The sequence below is a fragment of the Shewanella xiamenensis genome, from assembly GCF_014647135.1.
GTDB classification, from domain to species: domain Bacteria; phylum Pseudomonadota; class Gammaproteobacteria; order Enterobacterales; family Shewanellaceae; genus Shewanella; species Shewanella xiamenensis.
Genome location: NZ_BMOP01000014.1, coordinates 23,960 through 40,900, shown reverse-complemented (window position 1 = coordinate 40,900; position 16,941 = coordinate 23,960). Strand labels below are relative to the sequence as shown.

Here is a 16,941-nt window from a genome sequence, read left to right as displayed (position 1 = left end):
TGGGACAAAACCTTGTTAGATTATTCAATCTCATTCTCCAGATTCGGATTAGTTATTCTATTAGTAACGCCTCTTTTGACTACAAACTAATCAACGCTCGATATAACTAGTAGTAATGGGCATAACGCGGACATGAATCAGTTCTCTAGAGATTTGATTCATCTTAAGGGAAAAAACCGCCCCCAGAATAGCCGCAAACGGGGGATTGGGACGGGTTTTAGCGGGTGGCGTGAATCAGTCTGTCCTAGAGTGATTCACGGGCACAATTTAAGTTAAAACGACCATTAGGAAATCTATGGCTAACGCCATCAATTGCTTATCAGTTTTGTGCTGTGTGACTGGTTGCTGAGTCAGATTACATGCCCTTGTTAGCATTATTCCTACTCATTGTGAGTTCTAAATATTGAATCTGCAAGCCTTGTACCCGTCGATACTAATTTTGACAGCACCCTCAGCTGCTCTTTACATGAGTTTTTTTTAGTAGGTTGTGGGTAATTTATTGTATGATCTATTTCGCCCCAGATTTCTTCGAATAAGGTTCTAATCTGAATCTCACAACATATATTAGAATCCTTCTTTGGCTTAACTACATAGTGAATGCTTGTATAGTAAGAGTCTTTAATTTTTGGCTCAAGCCCCAGTCCTTCAAAGAAACTTCTTGATTCAGGATCCCATGAATACGCCACTGGATTCTCACGTAAAAACCAATCGCCGTTATCAAGTTGTTTCTGTATAAGACTGTGTAAACATGAAAACTGATCTTGGTAAAGATGAAGAACTCTAACGCCAGCCAGATCTGTAACTCTTTCAAAAAGGTTATCAGGTGTCAAAGGGTCTTCATCGTCCCACTTTCTTTCAACCTTTTCCCTTAAGTGATCTACGTCTTTTAGGCGTTTTTTTATTGTGTAAATTATTGGATTCCCATATTTATTTAGTTCAGGCTCTAGTCGAAATGTATCGACTACTGCATTCATAAATCGCTCGAACAGATATTTTTCATCAATATAAGGCTGGATAACTTGATCAATAATTTCCTTATTCATTGATTACTCCAACAACTCAATGCGAGATAAAAGGTCTTTACAGAATTCAAAGTAACCATCTTTTGTTTGCCTATATTTATTGCCAGCACCTCGCAAAGTATTCTGATGCTCTTTTTCAATATTATCTAAATCTGGTACTTTCCACATTGGTTTATTGTAGTGTTGGGCCATTGATGGAAATGTATTATGCGTATGCATGACAGATGTTTCTCCGATAGGGCTTGCCATCAATTCATCTGTCAAATGTGATCTCATATCCTTCTGGATATTTTCTTCAATTGTTGCAGGAATCTGATTTGCATAGTTTAAATGTGCATGAGCCAAATCCCATTTGTTCTTGTATCCTGCATATTTCTTTGCGTTGTATATTGTGTATCCTAAGAATGTAACAAAATTTTCTGGAAATACATGCCTTTTTTCTTCTGAGATTAGCTTGTAAATAATACTAAATTCATCTTTCCATGCAGCCAATGCTTTACCAATATTCTTAATGCCATATAGGCTAAATAAATCTGGTGAAGCTGGAACAAAAAAACCATCAACCGTGGATATTATTACTTTGTTTAGGGAGCCTAAGCTTGGCGAAGTATCAATAATCACATATTCGTAACCATAAATTTCAGCATATTTTTCTGCCAAAGTTCTAATTCTAGTAATGGTTCTAATGGCAAGGGGCTCGCCTCTATAAATATCAGTCCAGCGGCTAGCTACTTTTTCCTCGTATAAATGTAGAGTCAACCTACCAGGTATAATATCTAAATTTTCTGTAAGAATGGCTGGAGGAGGTAGCAGCTCATGATCACCAGTACCTTCTTCAGTGGGTTTAAGTAGAAAATGGAGGCTACGGGGAGTCGATGTTATTTTTTCATATTCATCAACACTACATTTCTTCTTTGAAGACTCATAGCCTTCATCAATAAATTGGTCCTCTGCAGCCCACAGGTTATGTATATACTCCTGATCCAAAGAATAAATTGTTAAATTACATTGCGGGTCGGCATCAATCACTAGTACTTTCTTACCCATTTCAGCAAGAGCATGTGCAATATGGTAAGTTAACGTCGTTTTTCCCACACCTCCCTTATTATTGAAAACCGATATTACTTTCATTTTTTTCCTTTTTTTTCAATTCATTATTTAAAATCTTAGTAAGATTTTACTGAGTAACTCTGGTGCTAAAATTTGTATAATGCGCATATATTTTGAGAACGCGCATGAAAATTTAACAAACCTATTATTTAAGCCTAGAAAATCAAAAATATTGATTAATAAGCACTCTAACAGAGTCATGATGTATAAACGAGCTCGAAGTCAGCGTACCGCATAATGACAGATTTATGCGCGAGAACCAATCTAGGCAAGTCTGATTCACTGTAACGATGCTTGAAATCCCTCATGGTCAGGTCTTACTTTTGGGTGCCCATTATTTTATGTATCTCAAATTATCAGATAACAAAGGGCTGATCTTCGAGCCATAACACANACAGTTCAATGATCGTAAAGATTGCCATTGTTGCAACTGTGATCGTTGGCGGCATGGATGCCGCCGTCGAGCCCTCAGGGATGAGTTTATGGCGTGTCACAGGGGAAACAATGGCAATTCATCCTACACACCTGACGACAAACTTATCTCGCTTTGGGGCAAAAGCTTTTAGCCGGATAAACAGTTGTTATCTTGTTTTAACGGTTAAATGCAATGGCGGCTATTTCGGATTAGCCGCCATTATCTTATAAACCGATGAGTTTGGCGTGAAATCAGCGCCTTTCACCCTATGTTGTATTTTACCCATCGCTTTAATTAATCAAGCCCATTAAAAAGCACACTATTTTGCAGCGGTTAACTCAATAAAAGCGGCGGTGTACATTTTCAGATTCAGCATAAACTGTTTATGGGTAATAAATTCTTTCTCGGTGTGGCCAGTGTATTCCACGCCCGGCATGGCGGGGCCAAAACTTAAGGCGTTGGGGAATAATTTACTGTTGGTTGAGCCGCCAATGGCCACAGGTTTGGGTGATGCTATGCCAGTAAAGTGGGCAAATACATCGAGTAAAGTCTGCTGATGCGGTGCATCCTTCATCACCATAGGCTCGCCCCAATAACTTTCCACGTCGATGAGTGTCACTTGATGCTCAGTTTGCCATTTGTTCAGCGCGTCCTTGGCTTGGGCTGAGAGTAACTCAGGCGTTTTGCCCACTGGTCGACGTAAATTAATGGTGACTTCAGTCCCTTTACTCGTTTGCGCAACGACAGTGGGGGCCAGCGTTAAAGCGCCCATAAAATCATCTTTATAGGCCAGCTCGCCAAACTGCTCGGCATAAATCCCCAACCCCACTAACTCATTCATGGCGGCGACAGTGAGTGCCGCCGTGGTTTTAGGCCAAGTGTATGGCTTCAGTAACGCGGCCAAATGCGTCACAGCATTCACCCCATCTTCTGGTGTAGAGGAATGGGCCGCCTTACCGTCGGCAAGAATATGCAAGTCGCACACGGCCTGCTCGCAAGTACGCTCGAATCGATACTTCATCCCCTGCTGCTTTGCGGCGCTCGCCTGTAATTGTTCAAACAAGCTTGGGGTAATGGCATGAATTTGCGCCTCGGCTTGCTGTGGCACTTGGCTAGCAAAATAGCCGCCTGAGAATGTCGTTATGCTAGGAACTTTTGCAACGCCCTGCTCCTGTGTTGACTCAAGATTCGGTACAGTAAAGCCAATCTTACTCCAACCCTTTTCGGCGGTGACGACTGGATACTCGGCATCAATGGTGATATTCATCTGCGCTGGAGTGTAATGGGCTAAAAAGGCTTTTAGTGGATCCCAATCGGACTCTTCGGCTAAATACACCAACAGCTCAATGCGTTTTTCCCGTTTGAGTTGTTTATCTTTGATGGCCTTCATCGCATACATGGCGGTGACAATCGCGCCTTTATCATCTTCGGTACCGCGACCTATCAGCTTGCCAGGTTCAGACTCGGTATCCAGCACATAGGGGCTCTTAGTCCAGAGCGCGGGATTGGCGGGCTGCACGTCGCCGTGGGTAACGATTCCTAATTTCTCAACCTGTGAGCGTTGGGCATCGACAACATTGGCATCGAGGCCAATCAATACAACATAACCGTGGTCGGCATAATCGAGCCCGAGTTCTTGGCTCAAGCTTTTTAAACTCGACTTAAAACCAATAAAAGCGGGGTTGGTATCGGGTGTTTGCCCCTCCACTGCTTGGGTATTAAAACTGATTAAATGCGCCAAACTCTTAACCATCTGCGTGTCATAGGTGCTCACCGCATAATCGGCCACCTTAAGCGCATCTTGGCTAAGGCTAGTGGATGACGCTGCAGCTTGCGATGTCCACAACGCAGTGGCTAATAGGGAATAAGAAAAACGACGACAAAGGCTCGTACAGTCAAACTGAGGCAATTCCATAGAGGTCCTATTTATTATTTGTATGATGAGGGACTTACATTCAAACGCACCAAAGTAATGGCTTTATCCTTTGCCGAATATTGCCTTAGTGCGGGGCTCAGTTTGCCATAGTTCTTCCGTTAAAAACCGCAGGCTAACCATTTGTTACAAACAAAACACAAAATCGATGGAACCCTTAGGCGAATACATGCTAAACAGTCAGCTTAAAATAAGCTTAATGGTTGTTAACACCATTAATCCGACAGAATAATAATCACCTAACGGGGAATTGACATGCAGGGACTAAGCCTAAAATCACAGGCCCTTAACGCGCGAACACTCAAACCACGCGCAATCACACTAACCTTTAGCGCTATCACGCTCGCCCTCGCCTTAAGCAGTTGCAGTGCACAGCATAGCGATGCTGCGGCGCAGGCGAAAGTCGCACCGAATGCCATGTCGGCACAGATCATCAGCCAAAATGCCAGCAACCCATTCTTTAAACCCTATGATACGTTTATGGAAATTCCGGCCTTCGATAAAATTAAGCCCGAGCACTTCCTCCCTGCCTTTAAGGCGGGTATCGCCCAACAACACGAAGAAATCCAAGCGATTGTCGATAATAAAGACAAGCCGACCTTCGCCAACACCATTGAAGCGATGGAGTTTTCGGGCGATCTCGTGACCCGCGTATCCAACGTCTTCTTTAACTTAACTGGCGCGGATACCACTCCAGAGCTGCAAGCGATTTCCAAAGAAGTCTCGCCAATGTTATCGTCGGCCGAAGACGATATCTTATTGAACGATAAGCTGTTTCAACGCGTTAAAGCCGTTTATAACAGCAAAGACAGCCTAAAACTCAACACGGCTCAGGCCAAATTACTGGAAGACACCTATAAATCATTTACCCGTGGCGGTGCTAACCTCAGCGAGCAGGATAAAACCAAGCTGCGCGCCCTGAATGAAGAAATCGGCAAACTTAACTTAGCCTTTGGTGACAATCTGTTAGCCGAAACCAATGCCTTCGAGCTAGTGATTGATAAGCAAGCTGACTTATCAGGTTTACCGGCCGATGTGGTTGCCACCGCTGCCGAAACCGCGAAAAAACGTGGCCATGAAGGCAAATGGGTATTTACCACGTCACGCCCGTCTATCACGCCGTTTTTAACCTATGCCGATAATCGCGAACTACGCGAAAAACTCTATAAGGGTTATATCGAGCGTGGTAATAACAATAATGCCAATGATAACAAAGTCATTCTGGCAAAAATTGCCGCACTGCGCGCCGAACGTGCGCAGCTCATGGGCTATAAAACCCATGCGGATTTTGTGTTAGAAGATCGCACCGCCAAGACGCCTGAAAATGTCTACGGCTTACTCAATAAAGTTTGGCCAGCAGCCCTTGCCCAAGCCAAGGCTGAGGTTGCAGATATGCAGGCCTTAATCGACAGCCAAGGCGGCAAGTTTAAGCTGCAAGCTTGGGATTGGGATTACTATGCCGACAAAATCCGTGTTGCGAAGTACAGCTTTAACGAGCAGCAAACTCGTCCTTACTTCTCCCTCGACAGCACCCTAAAAGGCGTGTTCTACACGGCCAATCGCCTCTATGGTTTAACCTTTAAAGAACGTACCGACTTACCCAAATACAACCCCGAAGTGCGTACCTGGGAAGTGTACGATAAAGACGGTAAGCTCATGGCCATCTTTATGGGTGACTATTTTACCCGTGATAGCAAACGCGGTGGCGCCTGGATGAACTCGTTCCGCAAGCAATACCATATGAATGGTGTCGATTCTAAACCCATTATAGTCAACGTGTTGAACTACCCTCGCCCAGCGGGTAATGAACCTGCGTTGCTCACCTTCGATGAAGCCAGCACCCTGTTCCATGAGTTTGGCCATGCGCTGCACGGCATGTTATCCAATGTTGAATATCGCTCACAGGGCGGAACGGCAGTACCTCGCGACTATGTGGAGTTCCCTTCACAGGTCAACGAAAACTGGATGACTCAGCCCGAAGTGCTCGCGCAATTTGCTAAGCACTACAAAACCGGTGAAGTGATCCCGCAGGAACTGGTGAAAAAAATCCAAGCCGCCAGCAAATTCAACCAAGGCTTTGCGACCGTTGAATATATGGCCGCCACAAAGCTCGATTTAGATTGGCACACCCTAACCGATATCTCGCCTAAGGATGCCGCCAAGTTTGAGGCCGACTCCTTAGCCGCCATGGGATTGATTAATGAGATCAGCCCACGTTACCGCAGCACTTACTTCTCGCATATCTTCGCGGGCGGTTATTCAGCCGGTTACTACAGCTACCTCTGGTCGGATATTTTAGGTGCTGATGCCTTCGAAGCCTTTAAAGAAAATGGCATTTTCGATAAGGCGACCGCCGATGCCTTCCACAACAACATCTTGTCTAAGGGTGGCAGTGACGACCCTATGTTGATGTATAAAAAATTTCGTGGAAAAGAGGCAGGAATCGAACCGTTGTTGCGTAGCCGCGGTTTACTTGCTGAGTAATCAACCACCCGCACAGTGAAAACAATGCGGGTATTGTATTTATGAACAAAAAATAAGGTGCCATCGGCACCTTATTTTTTTAGTTCTTATTTAACCACGATGGGAATATTAAGCACCTCAGATGCCGTCCCTACGAGTCCAACATCACTTAAGCCTGGCGTTGTAACTGTGACAATTAAATTACCAGAGTCGGGCTGATCGCCACCTTTTAAGCTTACAACAAACTGTCTACCACCATTATAATTTGTACTTGGCCAAGTATAACTACCTGAACTCGTGACAGTAGCGCCTGTAGCTTTAAAGTTAACCACTGTTCCAGCAGGCATTTGCTGATTATTAATATCAGCTATAGTAAACACAACAGATGCGCTACCTTTTAGTCCGATATCAATTTGGTTGTTACCTGCAACATTATCAGTAATCACAACATTTCCAAGACTGGTTGCGTAAGCCTCACTGCTTGACATTACAAGAACAAGCGAGCGCCGAACCGAAATTGAAGCTTGTGGGCTACATTTTACCCCAGGAACTGAAGCGTCACATAACACACCGCTGTACTCTCCATCCGCTAAGTTAAACTCACCTTGTCCTGTTGGATTCACGGGATCAATAAAGTCAGTGAAGGTTTCGCGAGCACCGGAGGTATCCGTAGTACTTGCTGTCATATACTTCGGCGTATAAATACCATCTTCGTTATGATCAACGTAGGCTTCGGTCAAGTCATAACAGTCTCCGCTGTTATCACGGCCACAATTTGTTGAGGTACCGACAAATAAATTAAATTCATTCGCGGTATCGAGAATATTGTTGCTATTTAGATCAGGGAAAGACTCTTCACCAATTGCTGTAGCAGTAATAGTGACTCGTCCACCATAGGGTTGGCCATAATAGTTCCCAAAATAGCTTCGACCAGCGAGATTGACCTCTTGCTTTAATAAAGCAGTAGGATCTTTAACGCGATTACCAATGCTATCGAAAAAAGGCCCATTAGCGGCAACACCAACTGGACGAGGTTGTTGACTAGTCCAAACTACAGAACACACTCCTTTTTTTGTTTGGCATGAACTCTCAATTGAACCACCTTCCGCAGTGAACACTACAGCAGTACCATCTGGCACAGGGTTGTTAAAAGCGTCAGCTAAACGGGCTGTTACAGTCACTTTAGCGCCATCATAATCCCAGCCTTCAACGTTTAAAACTGACGCGGAAAGTGAAAAGCTGTCTTGATCAGGCTTACCCGTTGAAACGACTAATACATTAGATTGGCTTGAAATGATTGCCCCATTGGACCCTTGAGTCGTTGCAGTCACACGCACCGTGGTTGCGACAGTACCAGAATTCACTACTGTTTGTACGTAGCCTTGATTATTCGATGTCACAGTTGCAGGTGTTAAGCTTAATCCAGCAGAATCATTGTTAAGCTTAAAATCGACCGATTTATTCGCTACAGCATTGCCATTTGTATCCAACACTCTAAAACGCAAAGTGGCAGATTCTGCAGTGCCTGTGCCTTTGATACCAATATTCTGAGGTGTTGCATCAACGAAAACGATACTACCTACACTTGCTGACAACACTTTAATAATACCTGTAGCGGAAAGGTTTTTACCCCCTACATCTGCAGTAACAGTAATATTATCATCACCGACACATCCTTTTGCGAGATAGGTACTCGTTGCTTGGCCGCCGACAGCGGTAACAGGAGTACTTAACACTGCTTCTGGTGTCGCCTTATTTGAACAAGTTGAAGCAAATTTAACATCCACAGGCTCGGTAAATGGATTACCGTTACTATCCTGAAGGAGGACAGAAATCGTTGCAGTTCCTCCTGCTGATAATGTGGTAGCACTTACATCTGCTTTGCCTGACACGAAGGGCGAGCCACTTCCCATTAATACATTGGTAGCGCCCACTACAAAGACTTGCTCACCAAACTCACCCGTGTTCAACGATGCTTTTGCAGTACCCGCACCAGGAAGACTTCCCGCATATAAATTAACGCTAGCTTTGCCATTGATATCTGTAATAGCAGTTTTTACTGGTAGATCGCCAATTGTTGTATCAAAAGTAACAATGGCTGCTTTTGATAATCCAGTTACTGTTGCAGTTAAAATGCCAGGTGTCGTAGATGTAATACTGTCAATTGCATTACCTGCCGTATTAGTGAGTTTTAAGGTAACTTGAGCCCCTCCCCCAGCATTTCCCCCATCACCAGCCATGACAAAACCAATTTTACCGGACTCCCCAGTATCAATCTTTCCGGTAACAGTCCCTGCACCAGCAATCGTTGCCGTATTTAAAATAATAGAGGCAATCCCATCACTATTTGTTAATGCAGTGGCCGAAGTCGGGAAAAAAGATCCCATACTTGAATTGCTTAGGTTGAAAGTGACCAATTCCCCCGCTAAGGCACCCACTTTTGAATCCACTACCTTCGCGGTAACAGTAGCAGGAGTATTTGCTGAAATGTTGGTATTGGAGATCCCCATCGTAACGGTAATAACACCGGGAGTGGGAGGAGTGCCAGAGCCATCATCGGAGATACTGCCTCCGCCTCCACATGCAACCAAAAAAAGTGAACATAGTCCTGCGAGAAAAACCTTATACGCTGACTTCATTGTCAGGCTCCCTGTTATTCTAATGATAATACTAAGATTGACGCTTATAACTTATAGGCTAACATTACACAATTTTCACGTAACTTTTCCATTACTCTCTTATTTTATTTTGCATATTTTGAACTTAGTTTAACATTAGAACTCATTTAAACTTCTGCATTTTCTTGCTAGTCTTGTCGTCGCCAATATTAGAACGTATAAAAAACACACAGGAACCCCCATGGCAACCTCATCACAACATAAACTCGGCCTTACCAGTAAAATTTTAATCGGCATGGTTACGGGTATTGCAATTGGACTATTTCTACGTAATTACTTTCCGGATAGTGCATTTATTAAGGACTATATTACCAACGGCTTTTTACATGTTATCGGTACGATTTTCATCTCAAGTTTAAAAATGTTAGTCGTTCCACTGGTATTTATTTCCTTAGTCTGTGGGACATGTTCCTTAAGTGAACCCTCAAAATTAGGGCGATTAGGCGGCAAAACATTAGCCTTTTATTTATTCACAACCGCTATAGCCTTAGTACTAGCTATTATCAGTGCAGTGATAGTCCACCCGGGTAATGCTTCACTCGCGTCAGAGAAAATGCATTACGTTGCAAAAGAAGCGCCGAGTCTCGCTGATGTATTAATCAGCATAGTGCCGACCAATCCAATGCAAGCCATGAGCGAAGGCAATATGCTGCAAATCATTATTTTTGCAGTGATTTTTGGGTTTGCTATCGCTCATATTGGCGAGCGTGGTAAACGTATTGCTGTATTGTTTGAAGATTTAAACGAAGTGATTATGCGCGTAGTGACCCTGATAATGCAGCTTGCGCCTTACGGTGTTTTTGCTCTAATGGGTAAACTTGCCTTAACTCTCGGCGTAGAAACTTTCAGCAGCGTGGTTCAGTATTTCTTTGTCGTACTCGTCGTATTGCTTATTCACGCTTTTATTGTATATCCCATTTTACTTAAGGTGTTTTCAGGTTTAAGTCCGTTGATCTTTATTCGCAAAATGCGCGATGTACAGTTATTTGCCTTTTCCACCGCCAGCTCTAACGCTACCTTACCTATTACCATAGAAGCTTCAGAACACCGACTTGGTGTAGATAATAAAATCGCCTCTTTTACCCTGCCATTAGGTGCCACCATTAACATGGATGGCACGGCTATTATGCAAGGTGTCGCAACGGTATTTATCGCTCAAGTATTTGGCATTGAGTTAACCATTACCGATTATGCGGCGGTGGTTGTAACCGCGACTCTGGCCTCGATTGGTACTGCAGGCGTCCCTGGTGTTGGCCTCATAATGCTCGCGATGGTGCTTAACCAAGTTGGCCTCCCCGTTGAAGGTATTGCATTAATTATTGGTGTCGACCGACTACTGGATATGGTTCGTACCGCAGTAAACGTCACTGGCGATTGTGTGGCCACAGTCGTGATCGCTAAATCAGAAGGCGAATTTAATGAAACCGTCTTTAATAATACTCAAGCTGGCAAAGTTGCCCCAAGCTTCGATGAGCAAGTCCATAAAATAGATTAAAAATATCTCTATAATTTATCGTTTATGTGATCATTCCAAGCCCAACATTGTTGGGCTTGTTTATTCTGCAATATCACCATTCTGTGAACAAGCAAATAGAATAGTCCTTTAAACATCGCTATATTAGCCTGCATCAATATTAGCGTTGGAGAAGATTATGTGGTGGAGAGTGAGTTGGATGATTGTCGCATTTTGGCTGTTAAGCGCACATTTTTTACGGTATGACCAGCTTGTATTCACAAGCCTTTTTGCTATAGCACCTTTTTTCCTGCTTATTAAACAACCACTTGTGGTTCGAATAGTTCAAACCGCTTTGTTTATCAGTGTCATCACCGTTTGGGGAACCACTGCAATCGATGCTGTACAGATACGGCTCGCTCATGGAGAGCCTTGGTTAAGACTGGCGATCATCATGGGCAGCGTAATGCTATTTAGTTTAGGAGCTGTGTGGAGCGGCAACGGCATCTGGAATAAAGCGAAATAAAAGCAATAGCCATTAACAATACATTAAAGATAATGACTTTAAAGACAATGGATTAGTACTTATTTTCACCACTAACGAACCTTGGTCAGCCGAGGTTAAGTTCCTTGTGGGTAAGATAAGACAATATTTGGCTCCCGCGTATAATTTGCGTACACTGAGTCCAGTCGACGTTAAGGCATGAGTATTATGAGAATTTTGGTTGTTGAAGATGATCTTATTTTATCCCATCATCTAAAAGTACAGTTAAGCGATTTGGGCAACCAAGTTCAAGTGGCCCTCACTGCCAAAGAAGGTTTTTTCCAAGCCACCAATTACCCCATAGATGTTGCCATTGTCGATTTAGGTTTACCCGATCAAGATGGTATTAGTCTTATCCAACAATTACGTGAAGAAGGCGTTAAAGCCCCCATTCTTATCCTCACAGCGAGGGTGAATTGGCAAGATAAAGTTGAAGGCCTCAATGCGGGCGCTGACGATTATTTAGTCAAACCCTTCCAAAAAGAAGAACTTGTCGCAAGACTTGACGCCTTAGTCAGACGTAGCGCCGGCTTTGTCAAACCTGTCATTACCAGTGGTGAGTTAAAACTTGATCTTGCCGCTAAACAAGTAACGCTCGGCAATGACATTATGGAAGTCACCGCCTTCGAGTACCTTATCCTCGAATATTTAATGCGCCATTGTCATGAAGTCGTCGCAAAACAGCGGCTATTAGATGTCATTTATGGCGACAAAGAAGGCGATCCTAATACTATCGAAGTGATGGTGAGTCGCTTACGTAAAAAACTCACCCGCGATGGCATTGATAATCCGATAGCCACAATCCGTGGCCAAGGATATAAATTTAATCTGCCATGCAACTAAGGCTCAAATTCAAGAAACGTCTGCTTACCCGGATGTTTCTCACCTCGTTATCTATCATCACCTTAGTAGGGTTTGGCCTCGCTTGGATGGTCAACATTCTGCATGCGCAAAATAGCTATAACGAAGAAACCGCCCAGCTTATCGCCGAAATTCCACAAGTTGCCGCCGAGCTTAGAGAACATGATCTTATTCCTGATACCAGTGCTTGGTTAGAGGAAAACAACAAGCAAGAGCGGTATGTAATCGCAAGTTGTGATGAGAAGTTTAAACAAGTATGGACCTCATCCCTCGCTGTTGACCGTGGCCTCTTCGATACCTGCGAACGTTTCAACGAAATCCGTAACGACTCTCCGCCCTATTACCTCACCATGGCCGATGACAGAGGTTACTTTGTGTATTTGCTCGCGGTAGAAATCGCTGGCGTACATTACAACCTGCTTGTAATGAAAGATGCAGCCAAGCTCGAGCAGGAATACAGCAAATTCAGTAAACGCACCTATATCCGTCTGGCCATGGTGCTCGCTCTCGCACTGATTCTGCTGGTCAGTGCGGCATATTGGGGGATGCGTCCACTCGTAAGGATGCAAAACGAGTTGCAGTCGATAAACCAAGGTAAGACTAAGTCACTTTCAGAAGGTTACCCCGTTGAGCTTGAAGGCGTAACTCAAGCGCTTAACCAACTATTACAGCAATCGAGCGCCCAACAACAACGCTATCAAAACGCGATGAACGATCTGGCGCACAGCTTAAAAACTCGTCTTGCAGCCGTTCACGCCATTACCGATGATACAAGTCTGACAAAGCAATCTGCCAATGAAAAAATCATGGAGCAGATCAGCCAAATGGATCAGCTGGTTAAATATCAACTAAAACGCGCCATGTTAGGTCGCCAGGGATTAAAGCAGGAACACACCGCTATTGCCCCACTTGTTGAGCAACTCGCACAAATGCTATTTAAAATTTACCGTGACAAACAGGTGAAATTTAAAGACAACATACCGACTAATTTATTGTTTCCCGGTAATAAAGGCGATTTAATGGAACTCTGCGGTAACTTAATGGAAAACGCCTTCAGGCTATGTATTAGCCAAGTACAGGTAACAGCACATTTTAATGAGCAGGGTGATTTTGAATTGATCGTCGAAGATGATGGCCCTGGCGTAGAAGAACAACTTAGGCAAAAAATTATTCAGCGCGGCGTGAGAGCTGACAGCCAATCGCCGGGGCAAGGGATTGGCTTAGCCGTATGTGATGAAATTGTCAGTAGTTATGGCGGAAATCTAAATATTGAAGAAAGCCATCTTGAAGGCGCGCGATTCAGAATTACCATCCCAACCTAACTATCCTATGCATAAACAGCATAAAGCTGCTCGGCGCGATTAAACATCACCCAAGAGGTGGCAATGTACTTATCATTACTGATAGGCATATTGCCACGATGGGAATGAGTAAAACCTGCTGGCGCAATCACCATTGTGCCTTTTTTAGGTGCGATTTTACGCTGCTGATAATAAAACTCGGTCTCGCCGCCCTCTTCTACATCATTTAAATAAAACATGTAAAGCACCACACGGTGTAAGGCCTCGTTGTGATTAAGCTGAGGAAATTGCTCTGAATGCCAGTGGGGATATCCACCTTTATTCTTTTGATATTTCTGAATATTAATACTACCACTGCGGTATAAATATTTGACCAATGCTTCGGCTCTCGGCTTACCAAGACGCTCAAAATTCGTTGGCGTTAGAGTCACAGCTTGACCTTGTTCATCACTAACAGAAACCGCCACCGCCCCCATCAACGCCATCGAATATTGAGTAAAATAATCAGCGGTCCCCTTAAGGGTATAAGATAACAACTCATTCTTAAGTGGCTGTAAATCTATGAAATTATCTAGTGTAAGATCTCGACTGATCTTTTTTTCAAGATCGACCCCATTACCGGTTTGCCCATCAACCACACCTGAGTGGTTTTCGAACGCAAGAATGAGACGATCACATAGGTCTTCAGGTATCGCATTAGGGTATACTTCGATAAAATCCATATAGGCTCAATGCTTCGGTTATTTTCCAATCTTACTATGCTGACATGTTAGTTAAGTAATTGTAAAGCTGCACCATTGATATAAAATAACGCCATTGGCTTCACGATAACAAAAATATGAAAAAAAGCTGTAAAGTATCAATTCATCAATTACAAGTGGGTAATTTTGTGCGGTTACCCGTTGCTTGGAAAGATCATCCTTTTTTATTCAGTAGCTTTCACATAAAACAGGCTGCGCAAATTGAATTAATTAAAAATCTCGGTATTGAACACGTAATTGTCGATTTAGAGCGCAGTGAAACCGCACCGCTAAATCCTGAGGCCATTAACCCTATCAAGCTGCCACCGAGTCCAGAACTGCACGATCTTAAAAATGATATGGATGTCTATAAGGCTGAGCAAATCGAAGTCCAGAAAAAACTCCGCCGAGATATTCATAAAACGGAACAAAACTTCACCCGTTCAGTGGCCATGATGCGCAGTATGATTTCTAAACTACGCAATCGACCATTGAATGCCGTTGATGATGCTAAGGTGTTAGTCCACAGTATGGTGGAACAGCTGTTAACTTCCGATAATCTAGTACTGCACTTAATGAGTGACGCCAAACAGGATGAGAGTATTTACTACCATTCATTAAACGTTGCCATACTCGCCATGCTGATTGCTAAAGAGATGGAATGGGACCGAAGTGAAATTGAATTAATCGGTTTAAGTGCGCTATTTCATGATGTGGGTAAACTCAAAGTGCCACCGCAGATTTTGAAAAAGACCACACCTTGGTCTGCGCCTGAGCTTAATTTTATTAAGCAACATCCCCTTCTTGGGATTGATTTACTCAAACTGGCTGAGAATTTCCCTGAGGCTGCCTTCCCTGCTATCACCAATCACCATGAGTTTCTTGATGGCACAGGTTACCCCAAGGGATTGCAGGAAACGGATCTTGATAAGATGTCCCAGCTATTAGCAGTGGTGAATGAATATGACTCCCTGTGTTACCCAGGTAATCAGGGTAAAGCTCGTATGCCATACGCCGCGTTGGGACACTTGTATAAACAATATAAAACGAAATTAAATCAGGAATATATTGGCAAAATGATCAAGATGCTTGGCATTTATCCCCCCGGAAGTGTGGTGGAATTGTCAAGCGGCCAATATGCGATGGTGATGTCGGTTAACTTGCAAAAACTACTTTGCCCTAAAATTCTCGTTTACGATGCATTAGTGCCAAAAGATCAAGCGCCTATCGTTGATCTTGAAATCGAAGGGATCAGTATCGTCCGCTGCCTTCCTCCCGCGGCACTACCTGAAAAAGTTCACGAATATCTCAACCCTCGGGAACGCGTCAGTTATTACTTTGGTGGCGATAGCCGCAAATAATCCCCATAAAAAAGCCGGAGAAACTCCGGCTTTTTGCTAATACTTTGCGATTAAATCAAATTGACCAATTACAGCCAATGCTTACGCTTAAAGAAAAAGTAAGTCCCCGCAGCGCTCGCAAGCATCATTAGAATCGCCATCGGATAACCATATTGCCATTCTAGCTCGGGCATACCATTAAAGTTCATTCCGTAGCTACTCGCGATCAGTGTCGGAGGCAGAAAGACAACGGCAGCGACCGAGAAAATTTTGATGATCTTATTCTGCTGTAATCCACTAAAACCCATCGCAGCATCCAGCAAGAAGTTTAACTTGTCGAAGATAAACTGGCTGTGTGGCATTAAAGACTCAATGTCCGAGAGCATTTCACGTAAGTCTTTTAAGTGTTCATCGGATAATTGCCCGCGGTAATATCGCTGCATATAACGTAGTGAGCGCTGGGTATCGAGCAAACTTAAGCGAATCTTACCGTTGGAGTCTTCTTGCAATGTGATCAGCTTAAACACATCATCAAGCTCTTCACTGTCAAAAACCTGCTCACCGACATTTTCAAGCACGGTATACACGTCTTCGATCAAGTCAGAGAGATAATCCACTTTTAAATTAAATAGTTCGAGAAACAATTCCTGAGGGGTTGATACTTCTAGCCGACCTAACCGCAGATAGTTTCGTAATAGGCGGATAAGTCCGACATCCTCTTCGCGGATAGTCAGTAGAAAATTAGTACGCAGGTTAAAGGAAACGTTCACCCCACGCACATCTTGCCCCACCCGTTGTGGGAATAAGGAATTGATATGCAGCCCGTCGCTGTTTTGATAAAAACGTGCCGACGCCTCAATCTCGTTGATATCTTCTTCGTCTGGCACTTCTTCAACTGAAAAATGACTTAACCACTCTCGCTCTGCATCATCAGGTTTATAAAGATCCAACCATATGGTCGACGCCGGAATACTGTCCTGAGTGTTAATCTCTGTCACCGTTAACTGACGGTTTTTATAGACGTAGGCAGTAATCATGTGTCCTCCTGAAAAAAACTTAAGCTAAAAAGTCCACTTAAGTG

13 protein-coding genes are annotated in these 16,941 nt (G+C 43.6%); 7 read left to right on the top strand and 6 right to left on the bottom strand.

Going from position 1 to position 16,941, the window contains the following annotated elements:
* Window positions 1-380: 380 nt before the first annotated feature.
* Together IEY09_RS13070 and IEY09_RS13065 are read right to left on the bottom strand one after the other, a co-directional pair.
* A complete protein-coding gene (locus IEY09_RS13070; protein WP_188871383.1) occupies window positions 381-1,043 on the bottom strand; it encodes a RelA/SpoT domain-containing protein in 663 nt (220 codons plus the stop codon).
* A 3-nt stretch (window positions 1,044-1,046) separates the two neighbouring features.
* Complete coding sequence (locus IEY09_RS13065) at window positions 1,047-2,153, bottom strand: ParA family protein (RefSeq protein WP_188871381.1); 1,107 nt, start codon at window positions 2,151-2,153, stop codon at window positions 1,047-1,049.
* A 381-nt stretch (window positions 2,154-2,534) separates the two neighbouring features.
* On the opposite strand from IEY09_RS13065, the gene IEY09_RS13060 reads away from it, so the two are divergent.
* Window positions 2,535-2,777: a hypothetical protein gene (locus IEY09_RS13060; RefSeq protein ID WP_188871379.1), complete on the top strand. Its 243-nt coding sequence runs from the start codon at window positions 2,535-2,537 to the stop codon at window positions 2,775-2,777.
* Window positions 2,778-2,866: 89 nt separating this feature from the next.
* Here IEY09_RS13060 and IEY09_RS13055 read toward each other — a convergent pair whose 3' ends face one another.
* Window positions 2,867-4,462 (bottom strand): dipeptidase, encoded by a 1,596-nt coding sequence (locus IEY09_RS13055; protein ID WP_144375973.1) that lies wholly within the window; start codon window positions 4,460-4,462, stop codon window positions 2,867-2,869.
* 273 nt (window positions 4,463-4,735) lie between these two features.
* On the opposite strand from IEY09_RS13055, the gene IEY09_RS13050 reads away from it, so the two are divergent.
* Entirely contained in the window at window positions 4,736-6,964 is a 2,229-nt protein-coding gene (locus IEY09_RS13050) for a M3 family metallopeptidase (protein ID WP_188871377.1), read from the top strand.
* Between the two features lie 86 nt (window positions 6,965-7,050).
* Here IEY09_RS13050 and IEY09_RS13045 read toward each other — a convergent pair whose 3' ends face one another.
* Entirely contained in the window at window positions 7,051-9,582 is a 2,532-nt protein-coding gene (locus IEY09_RS13045) for an Ig-like domain-containing protein (protein WP_188871375.1), read from the bottom strand.
* 220 nt (window positions 9,583-9,802) lie between these two features.
* On the opposite strand from IEY09_RS13045, the gene IEY09_RS13040 reads away from it, so the two are divergent.
* The 4 genes from IEY09_RS13040 to IEY09_RS13025 all read left to right on the top strand — a co-directional run bounded on the left by IEY09_RS13040 (window position 9,803) and on the right by IEY09_RS13025 (window position 13,801).
* Window positions 9,803-11,116: a dicarboxylate/amino acid:cation symporter gene (locus tag IEY09_RS13040; RefSeq protein WP_169546781.1), complete on the top strand. Its 1,314-nt coding sequence runs from the start codon at window positions 9,803-9,805 to the stop codon at window positions 11,114-11,116.
* A 157-nt stretch (window positions 11,117-11,273) separates the two neighbouring features.
* Window positions 11,274-11,600 (top strand): hypothetical protein, encoded by a 327-nt coding sequence (locus IEY09_RS13035; protein ID WP_099457929.1) that lies wholly within the window; start codon window positions 11,274-11,276, stop codon window positions 11,598-11,600.
* Between the two features lie 186 nt (window positions 11,601-11,786).
* Window positions 11,787-12,461, top strand: coding sequence for a response regulator (locus tag IEY09_RS13030; RefSeq protein ID WP_011072043.1), 675 nt, complete (start codon window positions 11,787-11,789; stop codon window positions 12,459-12,461).
* Window positions 12,452-13,801 carry an ATP-binding protein gene (locus tag IEY09_RS13025; protein ID WP_188871373.1) on the top strand — a complete coding sequence of 450 codons (1,350 nt, stop codon included), beginning with the start codon at window positions 12,452-12,454 and terminating at the stop codon, window positions 13,799-13,801. The genes IEY09_RS13030 and IEY09_RS13025 overlap by 10 nt, the downstream gene beginning before the upstream one ends.
* Before the next feature lie 5 nt (window positions 13,802-13,806).
* Here the strand turns inward: IEY09_RS13025 and IEY09_RS13020 are convergent, their stop codons facing one another.
* On the bottom strand, window positions 13,807-14,502 hold the full coding sequence (locus IEY09_RS13020; protein WP_037417437.1) for a 2OG-Fe(II) oxygenase: 696 nt from the start codon (window positions 14,500-14,502) through the stop codon (window positions 13,807-13,809).
* A gap of 116 nt (window positions 14,503-14,618) precedes the next feature.
* Between IEY09_RS13020 and IEY09_RS13015 the strand changes: the two genes are divergently transcribed.
* Entirely contained in the window at window positions 14,619-15,881 is a 1,263-nt protein-coding gene (locus tag IEY09_RS13015; RefSeq protein ID WP_037417439.1) for an HD-GYP domain-containing protein, read from the top strand.
* A 68-nt stretch (window positions 15,882-15,949) separates the two neighbouring features.
* Here the strand turns inward: IEY09_RS13015 and corA are convergent, their stop codons facing one another.
* On the bottom strand, window positions 15,950-16,897 hold the full coding sequence (corA, locus tag IEY09_RS13010) for a magnesium/cobalt transporter CorA (protein WP_037417441.1): 948 nt from the start codon (window positions 16,895-16,897) through the stop codon (window positions 15,950-15,952).
* Window positions 16,898-16,941: the final 44 nt, after the last annotated feature.

Coding starts and splice junctions, on each gene's coding strand:
- IEY09_RS13070 (WP_188871383.1), bottom strand. CDS start 1,043: ATGAATAAGGAAATTATTGATCAAGTTATCCAGCCTTATATTGATGAA.
- IEY09_RS13065 (WP_188871381.1), bottom strand. CDS start 2,153: ATGAAAGTAATATCGGTTTTCAATAATAAGGGAGGTGTGGGAAAAACG.
- IEY09_RS13060 (WP_188871379.1), top strand. CDS start 2,535: ATGATCGTAAAGATTGCCATTGTTGCAACTGTGATCGTTGGCGGCATG.
- IEY09_RS13055 (WP_144375973.1), bottom strand. CDS start 4,462: ATGGAATTGCCTCAGTTTGACTGTACGAGCCTTTGTCGTCGTTTTTCT.
- IEY09_RS13050 (WP_188871377.1), top strand. CDS start 4,736: ATGCAGGGACTAAGCCTAAAATCACAGGCCCTTAACGCGCGAACACTC.
- IEY09_RS13045 (WP_188871375.1), bottom strand. CDS start 9,582: ATGAAGTCAGCGTATAAGGTTTTTCTCGCAGGACTATGTTCACTTTTT.
- IEY09_RS13040 (WP_169546781.1), top strand. CDS start 9,803: ATGGCAACCTCATCACAACATAAACTCGGCCTTACCAGTAAAATTTTA.
- IEY09_RS13035 (WP_099457929.1), top strand. CDS start 11,274: ATGTGGTGGAGAGTGAGTTGGATGATTGTCGCATTTTGGCTGTTAAGC.
- IEY09_RS13030 (WP_011072043.1), top strand. CDS start 11,787: ATGAGAATTTTGGTTGTTGAAGATGATCTTATTTTATCCCATCATCTA.
- IEY09_RS13025 (WP_188871373.1), top strand. CDS start 12,452: ATGCAACTAAGGCTCAAATTCAAGAAACGTCTGCTTACCCGGATGTTT.
- IEY09_RS13020 (WP_037417437.1), bottom strand. CDS start 14,502: ATGGATTTTATCGAAGTATACCCTAATGCGATACCTGAAGACCTATGT.
- IEY09_RS13015 (WP_037417439.1), top strand. CDS start 14,619: ATGAAAAAAAGCTGTAAAGTATCAATTCATCAATTACAAGTGGGTAAT.
- corA (WP_037417441.1), bottom strand. CDS start 16,897: ATGATTACTGCCTACGTCTATAAAAACCGTCAGTTAACGGTGACAGAG.